Annotated in this window: 19 protein-coding genes and 1 CRISPR repeat array; of the genes, 4 read left to right on the forward strand and 15 right to left on the reverse strand. The window is 39.9% G+C overall.

Features of this window, described 5'->3' with window-relative positions; all coding sequences use genetic code 11:
- Positions 1-5 precede the first annotated feature (5 nt).
- Positions 6-1,268 carry a glycosyltransferase gene (locus H8S65_RS01490; protein WP_186928197.1) on the reverse strand — a complete coding sequence of 421 codons (1,263 nt, stop codon included), beginning with the start codon at positions 1,266-1,268 and terminating at the stop codon, positions 6-8.
- A 12-nt stretch (positions 1,269-1,280) separates the two neighbouring features.
- Positions 1,281-3,215: a glycogen debranching enzyme N-terminal domain-containing protein gene (locus tag H8S65_RS01495; RefSeq protein WP_186928198.1), complete on the reverse strand. Its 1,935-nt coding sequence runs from the start codon at positions 3,213-3,215 to the stop codon at positions 1,281-1,283.
- A 322-nt stretch (positions 3,216-3,537) separates the two neighbouring features.
- Between H8S65_RS01495 and H8S65_RS01500 the strand changes: the two genes are divergently transcribed.
- Complete coding sequence (locus H8S65_RS01500; protein ID WP_186928199.1) at positions 3,538-5,613, forward strand: M3 family metallopeptidase; 2,076 nt, start codon at positions 3,538-3,540, stop codon at positions 5,611-5,613.
- Here the strand turns inward: H8S65_RS01500 and H8S65_RS01505 are convergent.
- From H8S65_RS01505 to H8S65_RS01565, 13 genes are all read right to left on the reverse strand, one after another.
- Positions 5,587-6,258, reverse strand: coding sequence for a histidine phosphatase family protein (locus tag H8S65_RS01505; protein WP_186928200.1), 672 nt, complete (start codon positions 6,256-6,258; stop codon positions 5,587-5,589). The genes H8S65_RS01500 and H8S65_RS01505 overlap by 27 nt on opposite strands.
- Positions 6,259-6,265: 7 nt before the next feature.
- Positions 6,266-7,030, reverse strand: coding sequence for a type III-B CRISPR module RAMP protein Cmr6 (gene cmr6, locus H8S65_RS01510; protein ID WP_186928201.1), 765 nt, complete (start codon positions 7,028-7,030; stop codon positions 6,266-6,268).
- A 1-nt stretch (position 7,031) separates the two neighbouring features.
- A complete protein-coding gene (locus H8S65_RS01515; RefSeq protein WP_186928202.1) occupies positions 7,032-7,409 on the reverse strand; it encodes a type III-B CRISPR module-associated protein Cmr5 in 378 nt (125 codons plus the stop codon).
- A gap of 12 nt (positions 7,410-7,421) precedes the next feature.
- On the reverse strand, positions 7,422-8,123 hold the full coding sequence (locus H8S65_RS01520; RefSeq protein ID WP_186928203.1) for an RAMP superfamily CRISPR-associated protein: 702 nt from the start codon (positions 8,121-8,123) through the stop codon (positions 7,422-7,424).
- Positions 8,124-8,128: 5 nt separating this feature from the next.
- Positions 8,129-9,271 carry a type III-B CRISPR module-associated Cmr3 family protein gene (locus H8S65_RS01525; protein WP_222616223.1) on the reverse strand — a complete coding sequence of 381 codons (1,143 nt, stop codon included), beginning with the start codon at positions 9,269-9,271 and terminating at the stop codon, positions 8,129-8,131.
- Entirely contained in the window at positions 9,264-10,787 is a 1,524-nt protein-coding gene (locus tag H8S65_RS01530) for a Cas10/Cmr2 second palm domain-containing protein (RefSeq protein WP_186928205.1), read from the reverse strand. The genes H8S65_RS01525 and H8S65_RS01530 overlap by 8 nt, the downstream gene beginning before the upstream one ends.
- A 1-nt stretch (position 10,788) precedes the next feature.
- Positions 10,789-12,225, reverse strand: coding sequence for a hypothetical protein (locus H8S65_RS01535; protein ID WP_186928366.1), 1,437 nt, complete (start codon positions 12,223-12,225; stop codon positions 10,789-10,791).
- Positions 12,226-12,236: 11 nt separating this feature from the next.
- Positions 12,237-12,587, reverse strand: coding sequence for a hypothetical protein (locus H8S65_RS01540; protein WP_186928206.1), 351 nt, complete (start codon positions 12,585-12,587; stop codon positions 12,237-12,239).
- A gap of 113 nt (positions 12,588-12,700) precedes the next feature.
- A complete protein-coding gene (locus tag H8S65_RS01545) occupies positions 12,701-14,221 on the reverse strand; it encodes a CorA family divalent cation transporter (protein ID WP_186928207.1) in 1,521 nt (506 codons plus the stop codon).
- Positions 14,218-14,994 (reverse strand): hypothetical protein, encoded by a 777-nt coding sequence (locus H8S65_RS01550; RefSeq protein WP_186928208.1) that lies wholly within the window; start codon positions 14,992-14,994, stop codon positions 14,218-14,220. Before H8S65_RS01550 ends, H8S65_RS01545 begins: the two co-directional genes overlap by 4 nt.
- A gap of 6 nt (positions 14,995-15,000) precedes the next feature.
- Complete coding sequence (locus H8S65_RS01555; protein WP_186928209.1) at positions 15,001-15,675, reverse strand: CRISPR-associated endonuclease Cas6; 675 nt, start codon at positions 15,673-15,675, stop codon at positions 15,001-15,003.
- A gap of 929 nt (positions 15,676-16,604) precedes the next feature.
- The gene (locus tag H8S65_RS01560) at positions 16,605-16,937 is read right to left on the reverse strand and encodes a hypothetical protein (protein ID WP_186928210.1); all 333 of its coding nucleotides are present in this window, start codon (positions 16,935-16,937) and stop codon (positions 16,605-16,607) included.
- 6 nt (positions 16,938-16,943) lie between these two features.
- Positions 16,944-18,062: a reverse transcriptase domain-containing protein gene (locus tag H8S65_RS01565; protein ID WP_186928211.1), complete on the reverse strand. Its 1,119-nt coding sequence runs from the start codon at positions 18,060-18,062 to the stop codon at positions 16,944-16,946.
- Positions 18,063-18,228: 166 nt separating this feature from the next.
- Positions 18,229-19,320: direct repeats of the CRISPR family, unit length 35 nt; unit sequence GTCTTAATCCTTATTCTAATGGAACACTCTCTGAC.
- Between the two features lie 846 nt (positions 19,321-20,166).
- Here H8S65_RS01565 and H8S65_RS01570 point away from each other — a divergent pair.
- The 3 genes from H8S65_RS01570 to H8S65_RS01580 are packed head-to-tail and all read left to right on the forward strand — an operon-like array spanning position 20,167 to position 22,806.
- Positions 20,167-20,601 carry a dCMP deaminase family protein gene (locus H8S65_RS01570; RefSeq protein ID WP_186928212.1) on the forward strand — a complete coding sequence of 145 codons (435 nt, stop codon included), beginning with the start codon at positions 20,167-20,169 and terminating at the stop codon, positions 20,599-20,601.
- Between the two features lie 11 nt (positions 20,602-20,612).
- Positions 20,613-22,346, forward strand: a complete 1,734-nt coding sequence (locus tag H8S65_RS01575) for a S41 family peptidase (protein WP_186928213.1) — start codon at positions 20,613-20,615, stop codon at positions 22,344-22,346.
- Positions 22,291-22,806, forward strand: a complete 516-nt coding sequence (locus H8S65_RS01580; RefSeq protein WP_255489007.1) for a 5-formyltetrahydrofolate cyclo-ligase — start codon at positions 22,291-22,293, stop codon at positions 22,804-22,806. The genes H8S65_RS01575 and H8S65_RS01580 overlap by 56 nt, the downstream gene beginning before the upstream one ends.

The following is a 22,806-nucleotide window of genomic DNA, read 5'->3' on the forward strand; positions in this document are numbered from 1 at the left end:
TGTCGTTATTTATTCAATACTTGATCATAAATGTTGCGAACTTTCTGTCCGGCATATTCCCATTTGATGTTATCCACCTCTTTCTTGCCTTCTTCTTGCAGGAACTGATGCATGGCCGGATATGTGATAATGGCGTACATGGCATCAGCCAACGCCTCGATATCCCAATAATCCACCTTTACTGCATAATCCAAAATCTCGGCACAACCGGATTGCTTGGATATAATGGAAGGCACACCACATTGCATCGCTTCGAGCGGAGAGATACCAAACGGTTCCGATACAGACGGCATCACATACACATCACTGGCTTTCAACACTTCATACACTTGCTTCCCTTTCATAAATCCGGTGAAATGGAAACGGTCTGAAATATTACGGGCAGCCGCCAAACGGATCATCTGATCCATCATATCACCGCTACCGGCCATTACGAAACGTGCATAAGGAGCTTTCGCCAACACCTTTGCAGCAGCTTCCACAAAATATTCAGGACCCTTCTGCATCGTGATACGTCCCAGGAAAGTGATCACTTTGTCTTTCACTCCTTTTTTATCCTGAATGGACAGAATCTCCTGGCTCAACGGTTCGACTGCGTTATGAACGGTTGTCACTTTCGCGGGATCCTGATGATATTTTTCAATCACCGTCTGGCGGGTCAGGTTACTTACGGTTATGATATGATCCGCATTATCCATGCCATTCTTTTCTATGGCATATACATCCGGATTCACATTTCCGCGACTACGGTCGTAATCAGTAGCATGCACGTGTATAACAAGAGGTTTGCCACTCACATTCTTGGCATGTATTCCGGCCGGATAAGTCAGCCAGTCGTGCGCATGGATAATGTCATACTGTTCCGTACGGGCCACCACGCCTGCAACGATCGAGTAGTTATTGATCTCTTCCAGCAGGTTATCGGGATAACGGCCGGAAAATTCCATGCATCCAAGATCATTCACGTGACGATAACTGAAATCAGCATAAATATGATCGCGGAGATCATAATATTTCTGCGGATCCATGTATTTCGACAATCGCTCCCTGACGTAGTCCATCTGGACATCACGCCATACGATCGGAACATTACACATTCCTATTATTTTCAGGAAACTCTGGTCTTCATCGCCCCAGGGCTTCGGTATACAAAAAGTTATATCCATATCCGGCTGCATAGCCATTCCTCGTGTAAGACCAAAACTGGCCGTACCCAGACCTCCCAGGATATGAGGAGGGAATTCCCATCCAAACATCAATGCTTTCATAATGGTACTGTTTTATTCGGCGTTATACTTCTTCAACAAATCCACTACCCGGAGGATAGCGGCTACATTCATTGCAAACGAGATAGCTCCTCTACCGATAAACGGCGGATTGCCATCGAACAATTCAGGAATCGTACCGATACAATGCAATGACATCTCTTCCTCCAAACTTATCAGCATACGTTCGGCAAAAGGCACGCCGCCCTTTCCAAATACACGAAGATAAGCCTCCAGATAGGCTCCCAGCAGCCACGGCCAAGCCGTACCTTGATGATAAGCCAAATCCCGTTCATACTGCGGTCCGACATAATAGGGCTTATATCCTTCGCTCTTCGGGCTCAGTGAACGTAAGCCTTTAGGTGTCAGTAACTCTTTTGTCACGATATCCACCACTGCCCGCTTCTGCATTCTCGTCAACGGAGAATAAGTCATTTCGACCGCAAAAATCATATTCGGCCGGACACTCCAATCAACCGTCGAACCGTTAACCGAATCAAACAGGTAGTTGTATCCGTTTACAAACGTTTCAGGGAACGATTTATCCATCGCCTTGATGATCTTATCAAACTTTTCGACCGGTGCGCCCCCCATCAACTCCGTATAGAAGCACAACGCATTATACCAAAGAGCATTGAATTCCACAATATAACCCGAACGAGGGACTACAGGTTTTCCATTAATAGTAGAGTTCATCCAGGTTATGGCTTTATCACGGCCATTTGCAAAAAGCAGACCATTGTCCATCAATTTCATATCAGGATGTTTCTGGCCTGATATGTATTCCAATATCTCATGCACAAAATCGGCATACAAATCGCGTGCCTTTTCCACACCGACAGATTTCGCATACTGCTGTATAGCCCAGATAGCCCATAAAATGACATCCGGATGCTCCAATTCGCGGATCACAGGATCAAACTTATTCTGTGACATAAAGGCACGTACAGCCGGCATAGCCGTATGCATGATCTTTTCAAAACGGACGGGGTCGTCAATAGATAACGTACAACCCGGCAACGCAATAAACAGATCTCTCGCGCGCACCTTAAACCAAGGGTAACCCGCCAACAGATAAGCATCATCCTCCTTCGGACGGAAATAGAACTGCTGTGCCGAATTTTTCAGACAGTTGAAGAAGCTGGTACGCGGTGTACGCGCATTCACTTCATTTTCATACAAGCTTTTCAGGCGAGTAGTCGTTACGGCACTGTCGCCGGCACTGAAAATAATAGACTCCCCTTTCTTAATCGGTACTTCGAAATAACCTGGAACATACAAGTCTTCCTGATACGGATAACCTCTTTCTTGTTCTTTCGGATATTCTATTCCAAAATACCAATTCGGCTCATATACAAACTTCACTTTCTTGTTAAATTGCATATAAAGCTCAGGATAACCCGGATACATGCAAGTCTTGATACCATTTGTTATCTCCGTATAGCCCTGATTCACATTCCCGTTTGCCTGTGTCAAAGCCTTAACACTGCGAAAAGCCAAAAACGGACGAAAACGCAGCGTAGTAGCCGAATGGGCATCTTCCAGCGTGTATTTGATCATGATACGATTTTCATAAAGGGAAAAGACCTTTTCCTTTGAGAAAATAACGCCGCCCACACGATAAACAGTACGGGGAACCGTCTCAGAACTATACTCACGGATATATTTATGTCCCTTCGGGCTAAAGTTATTGCCCTGATACTTATGTAACCCAAGATTAAATTCCGCGCCATGCTGTATGACTGTTTCGTCCATAGACGATAGCAACACATGGTTGTCATCATCTATTGCCGGAACCGGCATCACCAGCAGTCCGTGGTATTTTCTCGTATTACAATCAACGACAGTCGTACAATGATAAGCTCCCGTTCGGTTGGTCCGGAGCACTTCACGGGTCAAAGACTCCTCCAAGTTTATCATTACTGTCTTGTCAAATTTAAGATAACTCATATTTTTATATTTGGTTTTAAGTTTACGCTTTAACGTGATAACAAATAAATTGATTCTATATTCTGACCAAAAGTATCACTTAAAAAATAAAAAAACAAATTTGCTTTCATATTTATTTAGAAATTTCATTTTTCCTTATCCAAAAACAGTTTGATTGATAATTTGTTACGAATATGCAGAAGTCCGTATATGTGTTGTCAAACACATGCGGAGCTGTTAAAAACTACCAAATCCGCTTATTTGGCATCGTCCGAAAATCAAGACAGTTTTATTTACCGATTATTCCGTACCTTTGTTATATAATAAATCAACACTAAAGAATATGGATCAAAATAACGAAAATCCCTTTTTCGGGATCTATCAGACACCATTCGGAACTCCTCCGTTCGATCGAATCAAGACAGAGCATTACGAGCCGGCTTTTGACGAAGGAATCCGTCAACTGGATGAAGAAGTCCGGGCAATAGCCGGTAATACGGAAATTCCTACATTCGACAATACGGTCGTAGCGCTCGAACGTAGCGGTAAACTACTGGAGAAAGTCAGTTCAGCCTTCTTTAATGTATTGAATGCGGAAGCAGATGACGAGATGATGGAAATCTCCCAGCGTGTATCGCCCAAACTGTCGGAAAGTTCCAACAATATTTATTTGAATGAAAAACTATTTACGCGGATAAAAAGTGTTTACGACCGGAAAGAAGATTTACTTCTCTCCACGGAAGACACACGCTTGTTAGAAAAAACATTCGAAGCCTTTTCCGTGCGCGGCGCCTCCCTCAACCCTGAAGACAAAGAAAAATATCGCAAGCTAAGTTCTGAATTGAGCTTGCTTTCCCTGACATTCGATCAGAATGCATTGAAAGACAAGAACCGTTACGAACTGTTGCTGACAGAAGAAAGCGAATTGGAAGGATTGCCGGAAAGCATACGCGAAGCAGCCGCACTCAGGGCTAAAGAAAAAGGGAAAAGCGGATGGCTGTTCAATCTTTCGGCCCCCAGCTACGTGCCTTTCATGCGTTACTCGGCTTTACGCGAATTGCGGGAAAAGATGTACCGGGAATATATGAGCGTCGCCAGTAAAGGCGATGAATACGATAACAAAGAGATCATACGGAAAATCGTCAATATCCGCCTGGAAATCGCACAACTGATGGGGCACATCAATTATGCCGACTATAAGCTGAAACAGACAATGGCCAAAACTCCGGCACGCGTCTATAAATTACTGAACGAACTTCTGGAAGCATACAAACCGGTTGCCAAGGGCGAATACGAAGCCGTACAAGGATTTGCTTTAGGAACGGAAAAAGAAAACATAACCGTTATGCCCTGGGATTGGAGCTATTATTCCGAAAAGCTGAAAGATATCCGTTTCAATGTAAACGATGAAATGACGCGTCCCTATTTTGAACTGGACAATGTAAAGAAAGGCGTTTTCGGCCTGGCTACCCGACTATATGGTATTACGTTCAAAGAAAATAAAGAGATTCCGGTTTATCATCCCGAAGTGCAGGCATACGAAGTCTACGACGCAGACGGCAAATTCCTTTCCATATTATATACAGACTTCCATCCGCGTGACGGAAAGCAGTCAGGAGCCTGGATGAACAGCATAAAAGAGCAGTACCAGGATGAAGATGGAAAAGACAGCCGGCCTCAAATCATTATCGTGATGAACTTCACCCGTCCGACCGAGACAAAGCCTTCCCTGCTGACTTTCGACGAAGTCAACACCTTATTGCATGAATTCGGACATGCCCTGCACGGCATGTTTGCCAAAGGATCGTATGCAAGCCTTTCCGGAACAAATGTCTATCGAGACTTTGTGGAACTTCCTTCCCAACTGATGGAGAACTGGCTGACAGAAAAAGAATTCCTGGACCAGATCGCCACTCATTACCAGACCGGAGAAAAGATCCCGCAGGAATTAGTACAAAAATTAATCGATGCCGCCAACTTCAACGCCGGTTATGCTTGCTGCCGCCAACTTAGCTTCGGTTTCCTGGATATGGCCTGGCACACCCGGACAGAGCCGTTTGACGGAGATGTAATCGCTTTCGAGAAAGAAGCCTGGAAACAGACCGTTATTGTCCCGGAAGTTCCCGGAACTTTGATGAGCAGCAGCTTCGGGCATATCTTCTCCGGAGGATATTCAGCCGGCTATTATGGGTATAAATGGGCGGAAGTCTTGGATGCCGATGCTTTCTCCCTTTTCAAAGAGACTGGGATCTTCAACAAAGAGACAGCCCGCTCTTTCCGCGAAAACGTTTTGGAAAAAGGCGGCACTGAAGATCCGGATATCTTGTATAGACGTTTCCGGGGAAAGGAGCCTGAAATCGAAGCGCTGTTAAAAAGGAACGGCATAAATACATTACAATCGAATAGGCCTGCTTCTTAAAACAGCAGTCTTATCCAGTTTCAATGGAGTTATCAATTCATAATCAGCTGTTTGTTTGTTCAATTCCAAAATTATCAACTCTCCATTTTTAGGAGAAAGCATTTGTTCGAATTCTTCTACTGTAAGATGAAACCAACGCATGATAAACAAACGAATAGCAAGAGAATGAGTTATTAACACACAATTCCTCGGATAATCGTCACTTACAAAATCGCGATGGAGAGAGCCTAACAGATCATTAATACGATCGTATACATCTGTACCGGCCTCTCCTCCCGGAAAACGATAATAAAATATCCCATATTCTTTTCGCTCCCGTTTCAATTGTTGTAACTCTCCATAAGTACGTAAATACCCCCATTCCTGTTCACGCAACCGCGGTTCTTCATTATATCTGAATTGTTGTCGCGGGAAACTACGCGCTATATTTTCAAAAGTCGAACGCGTCCTCCAAAAAGGAGAAACATAAAAATACATCGATTCGTCCTTCACCAACTCTTTCAACTTTTCTCCAGCTTCCAACGCTTGCCGAATTCCATTTTCAGTCAGTTCAATAGTATAATCCGGCTCTGTAGCGAATTTACTTTCATCAGTATTGGCATGGCATTCACCATGACGGATGAGGATGATGCGATCTGGTTTCATAATGATATTATTTTACTAATACGCTCAAAAACTGTCCATACCCGACATTCGTTTTAGCACCAATACCGACAGTTTCCAAAATATCTTTGAATAGATTCAATTTCTTACCTGAACTATACGTTTTTCCATTAACCTTACACTCTGATTCATGCAATCTAAACCTGAACTCAATCTTACATCCAGAAGCAATTTTCAACATTGTGATAGGAATAGGCTCTTTTAAAGGTCCCTCTGTATGGGGAGTAATGGCATCTTCTTCAAGAAAATGCTTTTTTTTATTTGGTTCTACTATTACAGCATCAAAAAAAACATCACGTTTATAAATAGATATGTGAGTCCCATCCTTTCTTACTCCATCAAAGATCTCTTTCTTCAACACTTTTCCTTCTTCTTCCGGTATTCCCTCTTTAGCACAAAAAACTTCAAAATAACTTTTCAACATACCTTTAACAGACGAACCATAAACAACAGGCATACCGGTAGTATAATCGAAATGCATACCCAAATTAAATGCCCCCTTCAATTTTTTGGAACTATGCTCTAACCCAATACCTGTCACCAAACCTGGATAAGCGATTTCCGCCAGCAGACAGTTCGAACAAATCTCTAACTTCTTTATTTCCTCCAATTCAGCTTCTTTAATTGCCTTATTCATCTTTTGAATAGATTTTTGGCTATCATCATCCGGCTTTCCTCCCCGTCCTATCACATAATCAAAATTGACCCTTTTATAATAATCCTGATAAAAGAGTTTGCCTATATTCTGTTTCATATCATCCCAATTTATAAGTTCTTATCACCTGTTTCAAAGCAACAGAGCAATTGATTATTTCCGTTTTCCTTTCCTCTGTCGTTGAAGCTAATATATTCCTAACCAACGATTCCAAATCATCATATCCTAACATTTTGGCGATCACCTCCAATAAACATCTCCGATGCGCTTCTCCCTGCTTCGGCTCATCTTGATAATATACAGCAATGGTTGGTTTCAAACCTATCATTAGGACAGATACTCCCAATGCGGATATTTGACCATTATAACTTTCATATATAGTTTTCGAAGAACGATCCTTAAATAATGGGCATTGTTCCCATTCTTGAAGAATCCGTTCGGCCGATTCCATCAATTCTTTATTTGTATCCCTATTCATAACAATATACTTTTATAGTTTAACAAATTTACAATACCCATAACCGATGGTTGCATTTGCTCCAATCTGGACGATCTTTCCATCTAACACATCCAAGTCATTCTGATTTGGAGTAGCAATAATAACAGCCAATACAGACTTAGACGGAAGAACCTGCTCATACCACAAATTTACGCTTTCGCCGTTATCCAGGCAGTTACGAGCAATAATCGGTAATGATTCATCATTGCAAAGGTTTTTAAAATCATCTTCGGAGGTAGATTTTTTAGTTCCAGAAAACAGTTCATTTAGCTTTGACTCAATCATCTCTTTCCCGCCATCAAAACCTAAAACTTTTGTCTTTTCTACAAAATCATTAATTACTTCATCACAGTAAACCAGTTGATAAACCTCATTTGTATTGTTTGTGATTGACTTTGGCAAATAAAGTAGATTTGCATCAAAGAATATCGCCCCTCCTTTTTGGGTATCTGATGTTTTACCATTCTTTACAGAACCAAACAAACCCACTATTTTTTTCTCATCAAAATGAAGTTCTTCTGTCAAAAATTCTTTTACAGCCCCTTTCAACGAACTGGAATTAATGCACGGCAATGTGGTGGTAACATCACGCTGGATCGCTTTATCAATCACCCCAAAGCTAACAACACTTTCATTTCCTACATGTAGATTTGTCTGGGGAATAATCAGCCAGACAGTAGCTTTTTTGTTCATATCATTTATTTTTGTTTGATTTTACAATACTTGTTATATCCTACCTGCACAAATTCTTTGCAACTATCCAATGCTTTACAAAACTCATCCATCTTTGTCGAATTTTCAAAATAGAAAACAGAACCGGACTCATATAAATCATAACGCTCAAAACTGCGTAGCGATTTATACTTCACATTATAATCCCGTGCTTCTATACTATTCGATGAACTCAAGAAACGAAAAGGCCGAACCCGAGTAATCGCATAACGAACATACTCCATCGTTTTCTTCTCTTTCTCAACAAACAATGGCAGATAAGAGTCTGACAGTAACACAACACGTAAACTATCCGCCTCGTGAGGAAGAAAACCGCACTGACCATCAGACAACTCTGCTTTAAACAAAAAGTTGGAATCATCAGCCCCGAGCTTGACAAACGTCCCAGAATAAACAGTCAAATCGGCTTTTGCTTCAACCTCGAATGCAAAACAAAAGTCACGCTCCAACCGATAAGAAATCTGCTTATAAAAAGCAGCATTCTTTACTTTTCCCTCATAATCTTTGTCAATGCCGATGCGAGAATCTTTTTTGAACAAGTCTTCTTCTTTTTTTCTATCAGTCCCATCAGGCGTGATATAATATGTGCCGAGTTGTTCTTTACCTGAATAATTGGGACTTTTATTTTTTCTCATCCTTATTTGAGGGATCTCCATTTTTACCTGATTGATGTTGGCACAAATACTTTTACTAAAATCCACATCCAAATCAGCATCATATCCTTCTTTAAAATAAGCTTTACACTCTTTTTGATTATAAAGAAAGCAAGGCCCCAAACGGTCAATCTTTCCAAAATTAGCTTCTATATGATCAGATTTTACATTAAAACTCTTCTCTCCAATCCATGCCATAACCTCATTCACCACACCTTTCTTTATATGATTTTCTTTACTATCAAACAGCTGGTCATTATTTGATAACAAAAGGAAACGCAACATCCCCAATAAGGATGTCTGCTGAGGCATCTTAAATGAATGAATAATATAGCTGGCATAGTTTGTCACCTCTTTTCCTTTAAGACTGTCCGATTGGAATGTCATATCTCCACCAAAAAAGAACTTCCCCAACGGGATAAGTTTCACCAAATATTTGTTTTTCGTTTCACTCATCGCTATCTCCTTCCCCATTTATAAATTTTGCAATACGGAGCATTCCGTACATTTTAGATAATATATCCCCAGTCTTCACCTGGCCGTCACCAGCACAATCATTCATCAACACACACAGCAACCTACGGGTCAATTCAATATAGCCACTATTGCCTTCTTCCATTACTTTATCATAAAATGCAGCGATACGATTTTCATCATTTGCTTCACGCAGTATGTTCAGTAAATCCTTATTAGCACGCAGTTTATGGGAAATAGCTGAAACTAAACCATCATCCACTGTAAACGTCATGAGTAATTTGAACAATTGATAAACACTGCCCGCTGAATCATCTTTCGTAAATACCCCTGTAAAGCCCGATCCGCTATGCTTACGAAGACGCCAAGCTACCGCATTCTTACCAGCTACATTTTTTGCTTTGCCAAAAAGCAAATCCAAAGCCGATTGTAAAGCTTCATACAGCGGATATTTATAATACGATATCGATAAACCATAAGAAAGAGTAGTATGAATAAGATTCCCTTTTTCATCTTTAGGACGACCAATCTTTTCTATCTCCTCATCCACTCCCACCCGGTAACATTCATCGATTTGTGATAAAAGTTGGAAGATGTTTTCGACACCATCTTTACCGGAAACCACCGGAGCGATAAACAGCAAATCGTCTCCACCTGCATAAATAGGTACTCCTCCATACTCTTCTATCATTTTACTGACCTTACAGCCATATTGCATCAAAGCTGTGGACAAATCTTTCACTCGCTTGTTGGGTAAAACAGATACAATCTCCCCCATTTTATCACCATCAGCCTGCACCACACAGATATATTTGTAGTAAGAACGATATTCCTCCTTGAAAGCAACCTTTATCTTCTGATAAAACTCATCCTCTATTTTCTCCGGATTCTCACTGCTATTCTCCTTCTCGCGCTCCTCATCCCGATATTTCATCCAGAGAACTTTTTTATCTTCCTCCCCTGTTTTTGAAAGTTTATCAGTAGCAATCTCAGCCAAGAAAGGAAAATTCCAATTTGGATTACCAAAAGCACGTTTGAACAATGCCGAGTTATTTTTTTCCTGAATCAAATCCAGTACATTCATGCGACTTTTATCATCAAAAGTGCGATTAACAAGCTCTGTACAATCGAGATAGCGGTTTAAATCCTTAATAACATCTACACCTGTTTTCGATTCTACAGAAACATACATGATGTTGACATAGTCACGACCAATTCCTGTCACCTGAGTAAACTCTTTCAATGCATTACTTAATATGTCCTCCAATTCGTCGTCCTCTGTGTCCTCTACAAAAACACGGTCTGGATACAACCCTACTTTCTGAACCTCATCCAACGAAGCGGGTGAAAGAATCATCTTATTTTCAGCCTTCAATTCCTTAATTATACATTCCATCAAAAATGAAAATAAATAACTGGCTGACCATAATTCACAAGGCTTGCGAGCCAAGTTTATAGTGCCTATTATTGGGCCTATATTTACTGCTGTGTATTTCATTTTACAACTTATTCTTTTCAAGATCTCTATATATATTTTTCAATATTTTAAATTCTTCACTTTCATGGTATTTCTTTTCGACGTGCTTATCTATATCAAATTTCAAATCTTTAAAGATATAATCAAAATAAGCCTTTACCGAAAATACTTGTGGAATATCCAGTTGCATACGTTTTCTATAACCAGTCACCTCATCTTTCTCATTTTTACTATAAATACAGATCTTCTTGTTTTTTTTAAAATCCTCTAATCCGACTTCATCATCATCTCTAAAAATAATATAGATATTATATTTTTTATTTTTCATATCATAGATAGGTTTTATCAATATAGGAGAAGGCATTCTTTCCACTGGCAATTTTTCATCTCTTAATGGATAATGAACTTCCATTCCGTTATTAGAATTTACTATTGCCACCTTCTTTTCTATAGTATCTTTAAAACTTTTCCATTCTTCATTTGTAGAAAAGCCTAACATATCTCTAATATCAAAGTTTTTTTCAAATTTCACATTTAAGGGAGATGTCATTTCCTTATGTCGCAACAATTGTACAGAAAGACCGTCTTTACGCCTTTTATTAATAGTCGGATAAAATTTTTCTTTAATAGCCCGTTTATCCCAGTGTGCTTTAAGACGATCTGTTGCATACATAAATGCCAATGATTTAAAATATAAACCTCTTATATTTATCCCACCTCTCAATGTTTTATAAAAGAGATCGATCATCTTAAACATTTTTTCAAATTTTTTTCCAGTACAATCAGTTCCCGTAAAACCTTCAAGTGAAAAATAATAAACAGACATTTCTTTTGATATTGGTTCTACATACATCTCATCATCATTATCTATATAAAAAGAACCAAATCCTTTAGATTGCCTTGTACCAAAATTATGTTTCAAAAAGAAATCAGCCAAAACTCGCTTTTCTTTGTCAGCTAAAAAAGAATAAAGTGTATCATTCGGAATTAAAAAGCACAAAGAGACCTGTGCATCAGTAAAACTCATTTTCTTATATTCAGAAGGATCTTCAAAATCCATATTCATATTTCCAAAAAACAAAGGATATGAATTTAATACTGCTATTTTTCGATGATCCTCCTTCCTTGTTTTAGCCACATATTTTCGACCATCATATATTATATAATCTTTATCAGTATCGCGCGGTAAAACATATCTTTTTCGGTCATTCATAATAAAATATAATTGATCTTCTACACTAGACTTTATCTTCAATTTATAATTTAAAGATAATGTTCTATCATTACCTTTTGTCCAACCTCGCCTTTTAGCTTCTTCTTTCCCCTCTTCTAATAAAGAGAATATAAACCTGTCCAGCTTCGGTTTTACCTCCGAAGCCCTTAACGTAGCCCCATACTGATCATGTTGAAAATGAATCAGCGGAGTATGTTGTTTCAATGTCACTGTTAATGTTTTCATAGCGCCCTTTATTATTTAGAATACAAATCAAGATAATTTTTTATTGCCTCTTGTGTACTTTTTATCTGATCTACTAATTTAGCAGTTTTTTCCAAAGTCCAAAATTCTCTGCTATTAGATAAAGAATGAACAAGTAATGCAACACGTTCAATATCCAATTGAGTTATTTTTTCCAATTGATTTTTTAAATTCGAAATTTCTCCGTCCTTTTCACTCAACTTTTTGTCTTTATCCGTCAATTCCTTTTGTGAATCATTTTTTTTCGATATTCTTTCTTCCCATTCCAACTTTCTTCTCCATTCGTCTTCTTTCATTTTTTCTTCATGAGATAAATTCATTTTTAGTATATCTTTCTTATACATCACTATCATTAAAAAAACAAATAAAAGAAAGAGAATAAGTAGTAAAACAAACATTCCTACTATACATATTGACCAAATTAAATCTGAAGAAAAACAAGTACAATGCGCCATCATCATTTTATCCTCCTATCTTTTATATTATTATACAATAATGCAGAAATACCCACAATCACCAATGTTTGCCACAACATATTGGCTCCAAACGGATTCATTCCAAATATTCCAGTAATCACTGTTGCCGGAAGAAATACAGCTGCCAACCAATTCAACCATTCACCATTTTCATTTCTCTTCTGATCTATCAACAATGTAATATATTGATGTAATTCACCTATTTCCCCATCCAACTCTTTTATCTTCTCACTGGATGCGAATTGCTGCATCAACATATCATAAATTTCAATACCTTGATCTTGCACCGTCACATGCTGGAAATAGATCTGGTTTATAAAACGTATATATTCCTGATAAAGAGAGCCAATGCGTTCTGCTAAACGCCGATCTGTACGCCGGGAAAGACAACTCACTTTAGTCACTTCACCAGAAAACCTCAACATAGACGCGCGTTGGATAATAATAAGCTCGAACATACGAGAATAAATTGTACGCATGTGCATCGCTAATATGTTAGAAGCAAACCAACTTGTATCTGTCAAAGCGACCATCGAATAACGAGATATTCCATAAAGAGTACCTTGTTCCTGCCAGCGATAATAAGTACTTTCCTCCAATAACTTCTTCTTCATTTCATTATTCCGGCAAGTATCATCATTTCCATCATCCACAAATACATACTTATACCAGAAGTTCCCCATTACAAATTCCCCATCTTTCAGATTCCCCGTCATATCTTTTACCTGCTTAGACAATTCATCATTGCCATACCAGCAATTCACAAGCATACGATCGTCTATAACAGGAGTCACTTTCATATCCGGAGACAAGTCCTTTATCAGATTATCGATAAACACCGCTGGTTTCCAAACATCAGACAATCCGAATTCCGAATCTTGGCCTGTCGTATGAATTTTATAATTAAATTCATCCATATATTTTGAAGGATTACCATGAAGTCCTTCTATCTTTATTGATTTAGACAGCATAGAACGATTTTCAGCAGAAAATTCACCACTGTGAGGTGGCATAATACGCCGTCCAAATTGGTTGATATTCCTAACATCCAATTCCTCTTTCTGGCTTTCCTCATTATTTGCCAAGAAAAAAGAAAGAATACCTACCCCAGTAGCATACAAGTTCAAATTAATCGCATCAACCTTCAGCACATATTCCTTATCACCTACCGCTATACGATATTCCACGTTCCCCGCTTTAGGTTCTCTCCTCTCGTAATGATAAATGATAGGATTTTGCGCACCTTTTATATCATACAATACGGGATGTACGAAGTCAAAATAATATTGCAACTCACCAAAAAGTTCTTCCCGGTCTTTTGTGTCCTCACCAACAACCGGTATATATTTTTCCGCTGGATCATATTGTACCCTATCCCATAATGTATATTCATTTATAGGGATATGTTTTAAATCTATTTGCTCAGAAAAAAACTTTTTATCCTCCCCAGGTAATTCCCATTTAAAAGGAAAATAAAAAACATGATAACTATAAGTACTCATTTTTCTATCTTTTTTATATGTTCCACCATTTTTTGTATCTCTTCTAACGAATAAACTCCACACTTTGCCCCAACATAACCATTCTCTCCTCCACCACAAAACAGATTATCCGCCAAGTATTCCTTTTCAAAAAATTTCTTCACATTTTCCATTCCTTTTCCATAATACACCCATTCTTCATCCGTATAGACCAATAAACTCCGAAAAGGGAACAGACGATCACAAATTGGGGAAAAACGAGAAGAAAACGCCTTCACAACAAATAGATCTCCGATCTTTGTACAATTATTTGTAACAGCCTTCTCCGCCAAAGATTCGTCTTCATCTGTAATTCCCTGAGCTTTACGATCAGCATGGCGGATAAGATTTATTTCATCCTGTGTTGCCGCGATTTCCAACATACCGGGAATATACCCCTTATCATTGGCAGCGACCAACTGTTGATACCTGTCCATTGGTTGGCCGAGCAATGCCATCACCTGCTCTAAAGCACTATCAAAATGAGCAAATGAATTATGGTGGTCGATAGCTCTATATCCGGGCGGTTTTGGAATATCTTCCTGCAATTCCACTCCATAGACAATCCAGTCTTTCGCGGAAGCCTCTTCCAATTCTTTCCGGTAACTGCTTAACCGCGCATTGTCCCAACGAAGTTGATGATCCACATACGCAATCCCCGTCCTGTCAAGCTGCTGACGGATGGTAAGCATTTCCAAGTCATGCCCGCCTAACAAAAACAATTGCCTTTCACTCTCGCTCATTTGCTTCTGCATATCTTTTTATTTTACATCTCTTATACAATTCACAATACCATATCCCATACTTGACGATTTTCCCAACCCGATATATTCCGGTAAAAAGACATTGCACCGAAATACAGCAGAAAAGCTCATTAATTCCACATTCTTATATCGGCTCAAGCCTGGATCTTCCAATTTTAAGATACGGCAAATAACTGGAAATTCGAAATGGATACCGATGCCTTTGCCAAAAGAAAGCACATTCCCGACCAGAATTTTCTCAAGCATAGCGATACGTTCGATAAGCCCTTCCGCCTGTTGATACTCTTTATAATTTTCGCAATTCAATGGCAACCAATAGCGAATTCGATATGTATTATCTGATTCACAACAACAAGAAAACAAACTCTCCGTTCGAATCGAAGCCAGCTCCAACTCTATATTTCGATTTCCTAACTGACAAGAAAAAGTGCTTTCCATACCAAACAGTCTTTCCACAGCCACAGCCCCTTGATTAATACCAAGCACAACCGCACTTCCCTTGACCTTCTTATATTGGACCAAAGGGTAACTATAATTGAAACCATCACCATTATGATTATGGAAAAGAGCATCACCGCCAGACAAACGAATCATTGCTCCTCTAAAAAATGGAATTTCGTCATCAGATATCCGATTTCTGAATAGTGCTGTCGTTATTCGTGTTTGATTCATTATAGATTATCTTTAATGGTTCTCCAATATTAGCAAATAAATTTTAATAAACCTAATATTTTTACGTTTTTATTTTCAAAAAAAATATCATAGTCTTTCACACAACATATAATTACCGCAAAAACAAGCCATTACCACATTCTTAATCTTTATTCGATCGATAGTTTTTTTGTATAGCAATTTACATTAACCGGATGATAGAGACATAATCTTCCCGACTATTCATAGATACATGTGAAGGTTGTTTCGGTACGGTGGCTCTGGATTAAAATTGACAATTTGTCATATTAGCTATTCGGTGGTTTGCTTATATCCGTACGTTTATCATAGTAGCTACAAATAGGGAAGGGAGGAAGCGTTTAGTATTGACATTTAGCTATTCTTATTCCCGAAAATCGTTTTTTTTGTTCTCCGAAAAAAAATTATACAGCACGCTTGGTAGGATGTGACAGTTTGAAAGATGAAAATGCAATCAAAACGTCAATTGCGAAATGCCCTCTTTTAAGTGTCTTTTAGTTCTTAAAATAATATTTTTGGAGGTTTTTGCAGTCTTTTTACCACCCTCTCAAACCTTAATTCGGAGGATTCCGTAAAATCATCTAAATGATTTTCGGCTTTTATCCTGGTCGTTTGTCCTAATTGTCTGAATAGTTTTTCGAAACCATTTAGATCATTAAAAAAATCATTTAGATGATTCCGGAAAGATCATACGGAGTCGTACCATTTTTAGGCTGAAAGGAGGAAAAAGAAAGAAACGTATATCAATAAAACAGCTTAAAACAAACCAAATTGGTAGTAAGAAATCATTTCAGCCAACAAATCGACTACTTTAAACCACCGTTACTCGCACATATTTGCTCTTCCGTTCCGGCTGATACACTATCTTTGTATAACAACCGACACATATTGGATAATACACTATCCGATCTTCACGGCTGTCTATCTTCGCCAATATAGGCAGCCATCTCGTTTGCCTGCCTGCGTATGATCTGCTCCATCGTTATATGCGAAAGAGCTCCTAATGGCTTTTGATGAATTACTTTACCCTGCCGTTTCACCGTTATACCTTTACCTGAAAGACCGACGAAACAGCCAAACGTATTCACCAACAATTCGCTACCTTCTCCCTCACGTTTCCGGTATTCCGCTTTTCGCTGTTCTATAATTTTCTTGTTCTGTTCTTTCGCCTTTTCTTCCTTATCCAATCCCTTATGGAAGTCATAAAGCTCTACATAATCCTGAAGTATCCTTTTCTTATACAACTGGTACTAGTTCGAAAGATAATCGATCTCCGACATCATTCGCGTCAAGACTGCACGGTTAGCTATTTGCCGGTAAGAAGCAGACACGACCTGCTTCAAGTGTTCGTATAACAAATCATCCAGTGAATGTAATACAGGCTGAGGCAACAACGTTCCATAATAGTTACACACTCCAGCCCAGGCACGAAGGCTGGCCGGTGTAAATCCCTTATCCGTGACAGATAAATTAGTGATCCGTTCTTTCAAATCGACTTCTTTCTTATTAGACAAACTCAATCCGCCTTTGGATATCGTTATGCCTAAAAACTCAAAACCTTTACGTAGCTCTGCTACAATTGGCGTGTTTAACGACAGCCCCAAATGTGTTTGCAAATAAACAGACAACTGCTTCAACCAACTTTTCGCCAGCTCATGCGTTTCGCACATCAAGCAGAAATCATCAGCGTAACGGACATAAGAACGAGTTAATGTTTGCACATACTTATCGAACGGATGTAGATAGAAATTTGATAATAAAGGAGAAAGGATCGCACCTTGGGGTACGCCTTCCAAGTTGTCACTCCATTTCAAATGTTTGTTGACGATTCCCATCTGCACAGACAACATAATCAACCGCACTATCTCCTCATCCGGAATCAGGGCATGAAGTCGGGCTGCTAACAAATGGTGGTTGATCGTATCGAAATAGTTATCAATATCCAACCGCAGCACCCATTTGTTTTTCTTTTTGCAGCATTCACTCAACGCCCTCCTGACCGCTTTTGTATGTCCTTTATTGGGTCGATAGCCATAGCTGGAATCCATAAAAATATTCTCGAAAAGAGGTTCCACAAGTGTTTTGATAGCATATTGCACGATCTTGTCTTTAACCGACAACAGCCCCAACTTTCGCACTTCGCTTTTCTTTTTGGGAATTTCGATGCTTAAATAAGGCTCCGGCGACCACGTACCAGCTTTCAAATCATTGGATAATTCCGAAATATAAGTTTGAAGGTTATCTTCGAAACAAGCCAATGTGATTCCGTCTATACCTCCAGAAGCATTTTTACTTTTTATAGCCTTCCAAGCTTCAAACAAAAATTCTTCCGTACACAATACTGAATAATAAGATTTACGCGTTTCCATATTCGTATTTTTATGTTAACAATGATATTCATTATATCCTTACTGCAATAACACTTTTCTGATTACTTCCACAAATCAACGAAACGACAACAAGTTTTTTATCCTTATTCTAAATGGAATACTCTCTGACGTCAACAGGTGTTTGTGATTTAGAAGATGGTTATTCGTCTTAATCCTTATTCTAATGGAACACTCTCTGACTCGTTGTGCCGGAGCATGACAAACCTTGGGTGTTGTCTTAATCCTTATTCTAATGGAACACTCTCTGACTATTTTTTTATGGAAAAATTAATTTCTCTTCAGATGTCTTAATCCTTATTCTAATGGAACACTCTCTGACAAATATTATGAAAGAGTTTCTTTTAGAAAATCAGACAGTCTTAATCCTTATTCTAATGGAACACTCTCTGACTGTCGGCCATGGTTCTGGGGAGAGCTCAAGCAGAAGTCTTAATCCTTATTCTAATGGAACACTCTCTGACATGCCAAGAACCAAGCTGTTTCATTTACGGTAAAAGTCTTAATCCTTATTCTAATGGAACACTCTCTGACACGATTTAGTTTTATCCGCGTATCAGGTTTTGAGTCTTAATCCTTATTCTAATGGAACACTCTCTGACGCTACAGGTTCTCCTATCCTCAATTGCGCTACAAGCGTCTTAATCCTTATTCTAATGGAACACTCTCTGACTTCTGCAGAATTGTGGAAAGAAGCCGCAAAGAATAAACGTCTTAATCCTTATTCTAATGGAACACTCTCTGACCTCGTTTTTTATGCAATTACTGCTATGGCATTTTTGTCTTAATCCTTATTCTAATGGAACACTCTCTGACCATTTGGATGTCTTAAAAGGTGCTGTACCTCCTGAGTCTTAATCCTTATTCTAATGGAACACTCTCTGACAGGGCAACAAAGAAAATGGAAAAAAATTCCAAGGTGTCTTAATCCTTATTCTAATGGAACACTCTCTGACTCAAAATATATATGGAAGAAAAATTTAACACCTACGTCTTAATCCTTATTCTAATGGAACACTCTCTGACATATCTTTTGCCAGATACGATTAATGCCGATTGGGTCTTAATCCTTATTCTAATGGAACACTCTCTGACCCCGGTTTCCTTGACGTATGCTTAATCTCGGCAGCAATGTCTTAATCCTTATTCTAATGGAACACTCTCTGACAGGTTGCAAACGGCGTTGTGACGATTGATGTTCAGACGTCTTAATCCTTATTCTAATGGAACACTCTCTGACACCCTATCAGAGAGCACTTTACAGCTTTTGAAACTTTGATTCACTCCTTCTGCTTTTGTCTTTGCGTCAGAGAGTTAATCCATTTAGAACTATTTTTTCGCAAATGTAGAGATTTGAGATTTACAATCCAAGTAAAAATCGAATTAAAAATTGCTCATCTATCTATTTATCAACTATTTAAACTTTCACAAATCAAAAATCATATCCGAAAGCTACGGGGATTTGCGAAAAACGCACAAACCTACACTTTCCAACCTTCTGATTTTTAGAACAAAACGTCAAAGAACACCTAAACTCTTACATGACATTTTCGCAAATGTAACAACTAAAAAACAGAAAACAAATATTTGCGAAACTTTTCATCCTCTCTTCTTTCAGGCAATTTTTATTTTTCATTAAATATCAACATCTTAGCAAAAATCATTTTTTCGCAAATCAAAGCAGTAAATCCGCCTCTACGGTATAAGTCTGGCCTAAATAAACAGATACAAAAGCACAATATCCCCCCCGAAAACGAGAATAGATTATAAATATCTGATTTATAGCAACATATAGAAAATAGTAGTTTCTTAAAAAATATTACCCTTGCGGGTAATTTGAATTAGATGGGGTAGAAAACCAAATTTGATGCGGTAGTATTTTCGATTCTGACCAATGAGTTTTTTACGAATATTACAATAAGGCCCGAACAAAGGCAGTACATATCTTGAGAAAAGCGTAAAAACGGCCGGTGACAAAATTTAAAACGGTCATCCCGACAAAAACCGTTAAACCTATTCCATATATCCCAAATATATGTACCTTTGTCTGCTATTATATAATTAAGGTATATAAAATCAGAAGACGATGTGCGATAAGAAGGAAAAGCAACTCGAATTGGATAAACGCTATCTCAGGATGGCGACCGTATGGGCGGAAAATTCGTATTGCAAGAGACGCCAGGTTGGGGCACTGATAGTAAAAGACCAAATGATTATCTCTGACGGATATAACGGTACGCCATCAGGTTTCGAGAATGTATGCGAAGACGAGAACAATGTCACTAAACCTTACGTTCTGCATGCGGAAGCCAATGCCATTACGAAAGTGGCCGCTTCGTCCAACAGCAGTAAAGGCGCAACGATCTATGTAACCTCCGCCCCTTGCATCGAATGTGCCAAGCTCATCATCCAGTCCGGGATCAAGCGGGTGGTTTACTCTGAAAAATACAGGGTGGAAGATGGTTGCAACCTATTGCGTCGCGCAGGTGTTATTATAGATTATATAGAAATAAACGACTAAAGATACGTTTTATGGACAAGAACAAAAGGCTGGCCGTATGGCTGCCTGTGATTATAGCTTTAAGTGTTGCTCTCGGGATCTTTGTAGGGAATCATTACCTTAGACTGACGCAGGGAAAGAGACATATTTATTCCAGTGGAAATAAAATCAATGCCATCCTCGACATTATCGACGAACAATATGTCGATACCGTCAATATGAAACAATTGGTGGAAGATGCTATTCCTAAAGTTTTCAGCGAACTGGACCCGCATTCCGTGTATATACCGGCAAAAGACGCCCAAAGGGCAAATGAAGACCTGGAAGGATCGTTCAGCGGCATCGGCGTTTCCTTCAATATGCAGACCGACACGATCCTGGTTATCAACGTTATTCCGGGTGGCCCGTCTGAGAAGGCAGGCTTGAAACCTTTCGACCGCATCATCACGATCAACGACTCACTGTATGCCGGCAACAAGAGTGACCAGGAGCTGATCATGAAAACCCTGCGCGGTGCGAAGAACAGCACGGTCAAGTTAGGCGTGAAACGCAAAAACGAACCGGAACTGCTGTATTTCGACGTGACGCGCGGCGATGTTCCTGTCAGCTCGGTCGATGTGTCTTACGAAGTAAGCAAGGGAATCGGCTATATCAAGGTAAGCAAATTCGGACGTACCACTTATAACGAGTTTATCACCGCAATCGCCAAACTGAAACAGGCAGGCTGCACTTCATTCGTGATCGACCTCCGCGGCAACACGGGCGGTTACATGGACGCCGCCATCAATATGGTGAATGAATTCATGCCGGAAGGCCGCCTGATCGTGTACACGGAAGGAAAGGCGTTCCCGCGCAACGACGTCTATACGAACGGCACAGGCACTTGCCAGGACGCTCCGATCGTAGTCCTGACAGACGAGTTCTCGGCTTCCGCCAGTGAAATCTTCTCCGGGGCTATCCAGGATAACGACCGCGGACTGATCATCGGCCGCCGTACCTTTGGCAAAGGGTTGGTCCAGTCTCCGATCCAGTTAAGCGACGGTTCGGAAATCCGCCTGACGATCGCACGCTATTACACCCCGTCCGGACGCTGTATCCAGAAAAAGTATGAATTAGGCAAAGACAGCGAATACGAACAGGACATCTACCAACGTTTCATGCACGGCGAATTCGACTCAGCCGACAGTATCAAGCTGAACAACAGCGAGAAATACGAGACCGTGATGGGACGTCCTGTTTACGGCGGCGGCGGCATCATGCCGGATATCTTTATCCCGCGTGACACAAGCGGCGTGACTTCCTATTTTTCCAACGTGGTCAATTCCGGCACGCTCAACCTGTATGCACTCGAATACTCGGATCGCAATTACGACAAGCTGTCTTCTTTCAAGACCTATCAGGATTTGTACAAATACCTGCAACAGCAACCGTTGCTTTCCGACTTCACCAACTTTGCAGCAGCGAAAGGGATTAAGAAGCGCCCGAACCTGATCAGCATATCAGGCAAGCTGATCGAGAAACAGATCCAGGCCTACATCGTCCGCAACTTCTTCGACGAAGCCGGCTTCTATCCTATATTCCAGAACGACGACATCACGCTGAAACGCGCGATCAAAGTCCTGGACGAAGGCAAATCATTCCCGACACCGGAAAACAAAAACAATACGCCAAATGGAATTGCACAATGCCAAACAAATGCTTCGAGAGGATATGGCCTCATTAAAGAGATCATATACGAAGACTACATTGCTGGATCTCTCTGCTAAGATAATGGAACGGCTGGAAGGGACAGACCTCTTCCGGCAGGCTTCATGCATAGCACTTTACCATGCCATTCCGGGCGAAGTGCAAACAGCCGCCCTGATCGAGAAATGGTATCGGGAAAAGAAATTATTGCTTCCTCTAATAAAAGGGAACGACCTGCAACTGCTTTTGTACGCGGGAAAGGAATCACTCAAAACAGGTGTTTACGGGATATTGGAACCGGCCGAAGATTGCGAGGCCGTACCGGAAAGCGAAATAGACCTGATCATTGTTCCGGGCGTCGCTTTCGACCGGCAGTACAACCGCCTTGGACGGGGAAAAGGGTTTTACGACCGCCTGCTCTCGACTCTGGACGTTCCTAAAATCGGGATCTGCTATGATTTCCAACTGAAAGACCGGATACCGGTCGAGCCGTTCGACCGGAAAATGGATTTGATCGTAACTGAAAAAGAAATACTCTGA

Origin of the sequence: Parabacteroides hominis, from assembly GCF_014287585.1 — a bacterium.
Lineage (GTDB): Bacteria > Bacteroidota > Bacteroidia > Bacteroidales > Tannerellaceae > Parabacteroides > Parabacteroides hominis.

What these genes read in the sequence shown, in the direction of transcription:
- H8S65_RS01555 (WP_186928209.1), bottom strand. Translation starts at nt 15,675, where the DNA reads ATGAATCAAACACGAATAACGACAGCACTATTCAGAAATCGGATATCT.
- H8S65_RS01530 (WP_186928205.1), bottom strand. Translation starts at nt 10,787, where the DNA reads ATGAAATACACAGCAGTAAATATAGGCCCAATAATAGGCACTATAAAC.
- H8S65_RS01575 (WP_186928213.1), top strand. Translation starts at nt 20,613, where the DNA reads ATGGACAAGAACAAAAGGCTGGCCGTATGGCTGCCTGTGATTATAGCT.
- H8S65_RS01520 (WP_186928203.1), bottom strand. Translation starts at nt 8,123, where the DNA reads ATGAACAAAAAAGCTACTGTCTGGCTGATTATTCCCCAGACAAATCTA.
- H8S65_RS01545 (WP_186928207.1), bottom strand. Translation starts at nt 14,221, where the DNA reads ATGAGTACTTATAGTTATCATGTTTTTTATTTTCCTTTTAAATGGGAA.
- H8S65_RS01505 (WP_186928200.1), bottom strand. Translation starts at nt 6,258, where the DNA reads ATGAAACCAGATCGCATCATCCTCATCCGTCATGGTGAATGCCATGCC.
- H8S65_RS01580 (WP_255489007.1), top strand. Translation starts at nt 22,291, where the DNA reads ATGGCCTCATTAAAGAGATCATATACGAAGACTACATTGCTGGATCTC.
- H8S65_RS01565 (WP_186928211.1), bottom strand. Translation starts at nt 18,062, where the DNA reads ATGGAAACGCGTAAATCTTATTATTCAGTATTGTGTACGGAAGAATTT.
- H8S65_RS01500 (WP_186928199.1), top strand. Translation starts at nt 3,538, where the DNA reads ATGGATCAAAATAACGAAAATCCCTTTTTCGGGATCTATCAGACACCA.
- H8S65_RS01570 (WP_186928212.1), top strand. Translation starts at nt 20,167, where the DNA reads ATGTGCGATAAGAAGGAAAAGCAACTCGAATTGGATAAACGCTATCTC.
- H8S65_RS01515 (WP_186928202.1), bottom strand. Translation starts at nt 7,409, where the DNA reads ATGAATAGGGATACAAATAAAGAATTGATGGAATCGGCCGAACGGATT.
- H8S65_RS01540 (WP_186928206.1), bottom strand. Translation starts at nt 12,587, where the DNA reads ATGTATAAGAAAGATATACTAAAAATGAATTTATCTCATGAAGAAAAA.
- H8S65_RS01525 (WP_222616223.1), bottom strand. Translation starts at nt 9,271, where the DNA reads ATGAGTGAAACGAAAAACAAATATTTGGTGAAACTTATCCCGTTGGGG.
- cmr6 (WP_186928201.1), bottom strand. Translation starts at nt 7,030, where the DNA reads ATGAAACAGAATATAGGCAAACTCTTTTATCAGGATTATTATAAAAGG.
- H8S65_RS01490 (WP_186928197.1), bottom strand. Translation starts at nt 1,268, where the DNA reads ATGAAAGCATTGATGTTTGGATGGGAATTCCCTCCTCATATCCTGGGA.
- H8S65_RS01495 (WP_186928198.1), bottom strand. Translation starts at nt 3,215, where the DNA reads ATGAGTTATCTTAAATTTGACAAGACAGTAATGATAAACTTGGAGGAG.
- H8S65_RS01535 (WP_186928366.1), bottom strand. Translation starts at nt 12,225, where the DNA reads ATGAAAACATTAACAGTGACATTGAAACAACATACTCCGCTGATTCAT.
- H8S65_RS01550 (WP_186928208.1), bottom strand. Translation starts at nt 14,994, where the DNA reads ATGCAGAAGCAAATGAGCGAGAGTGAAAGGCAATTGTTTTTGTTAGGC.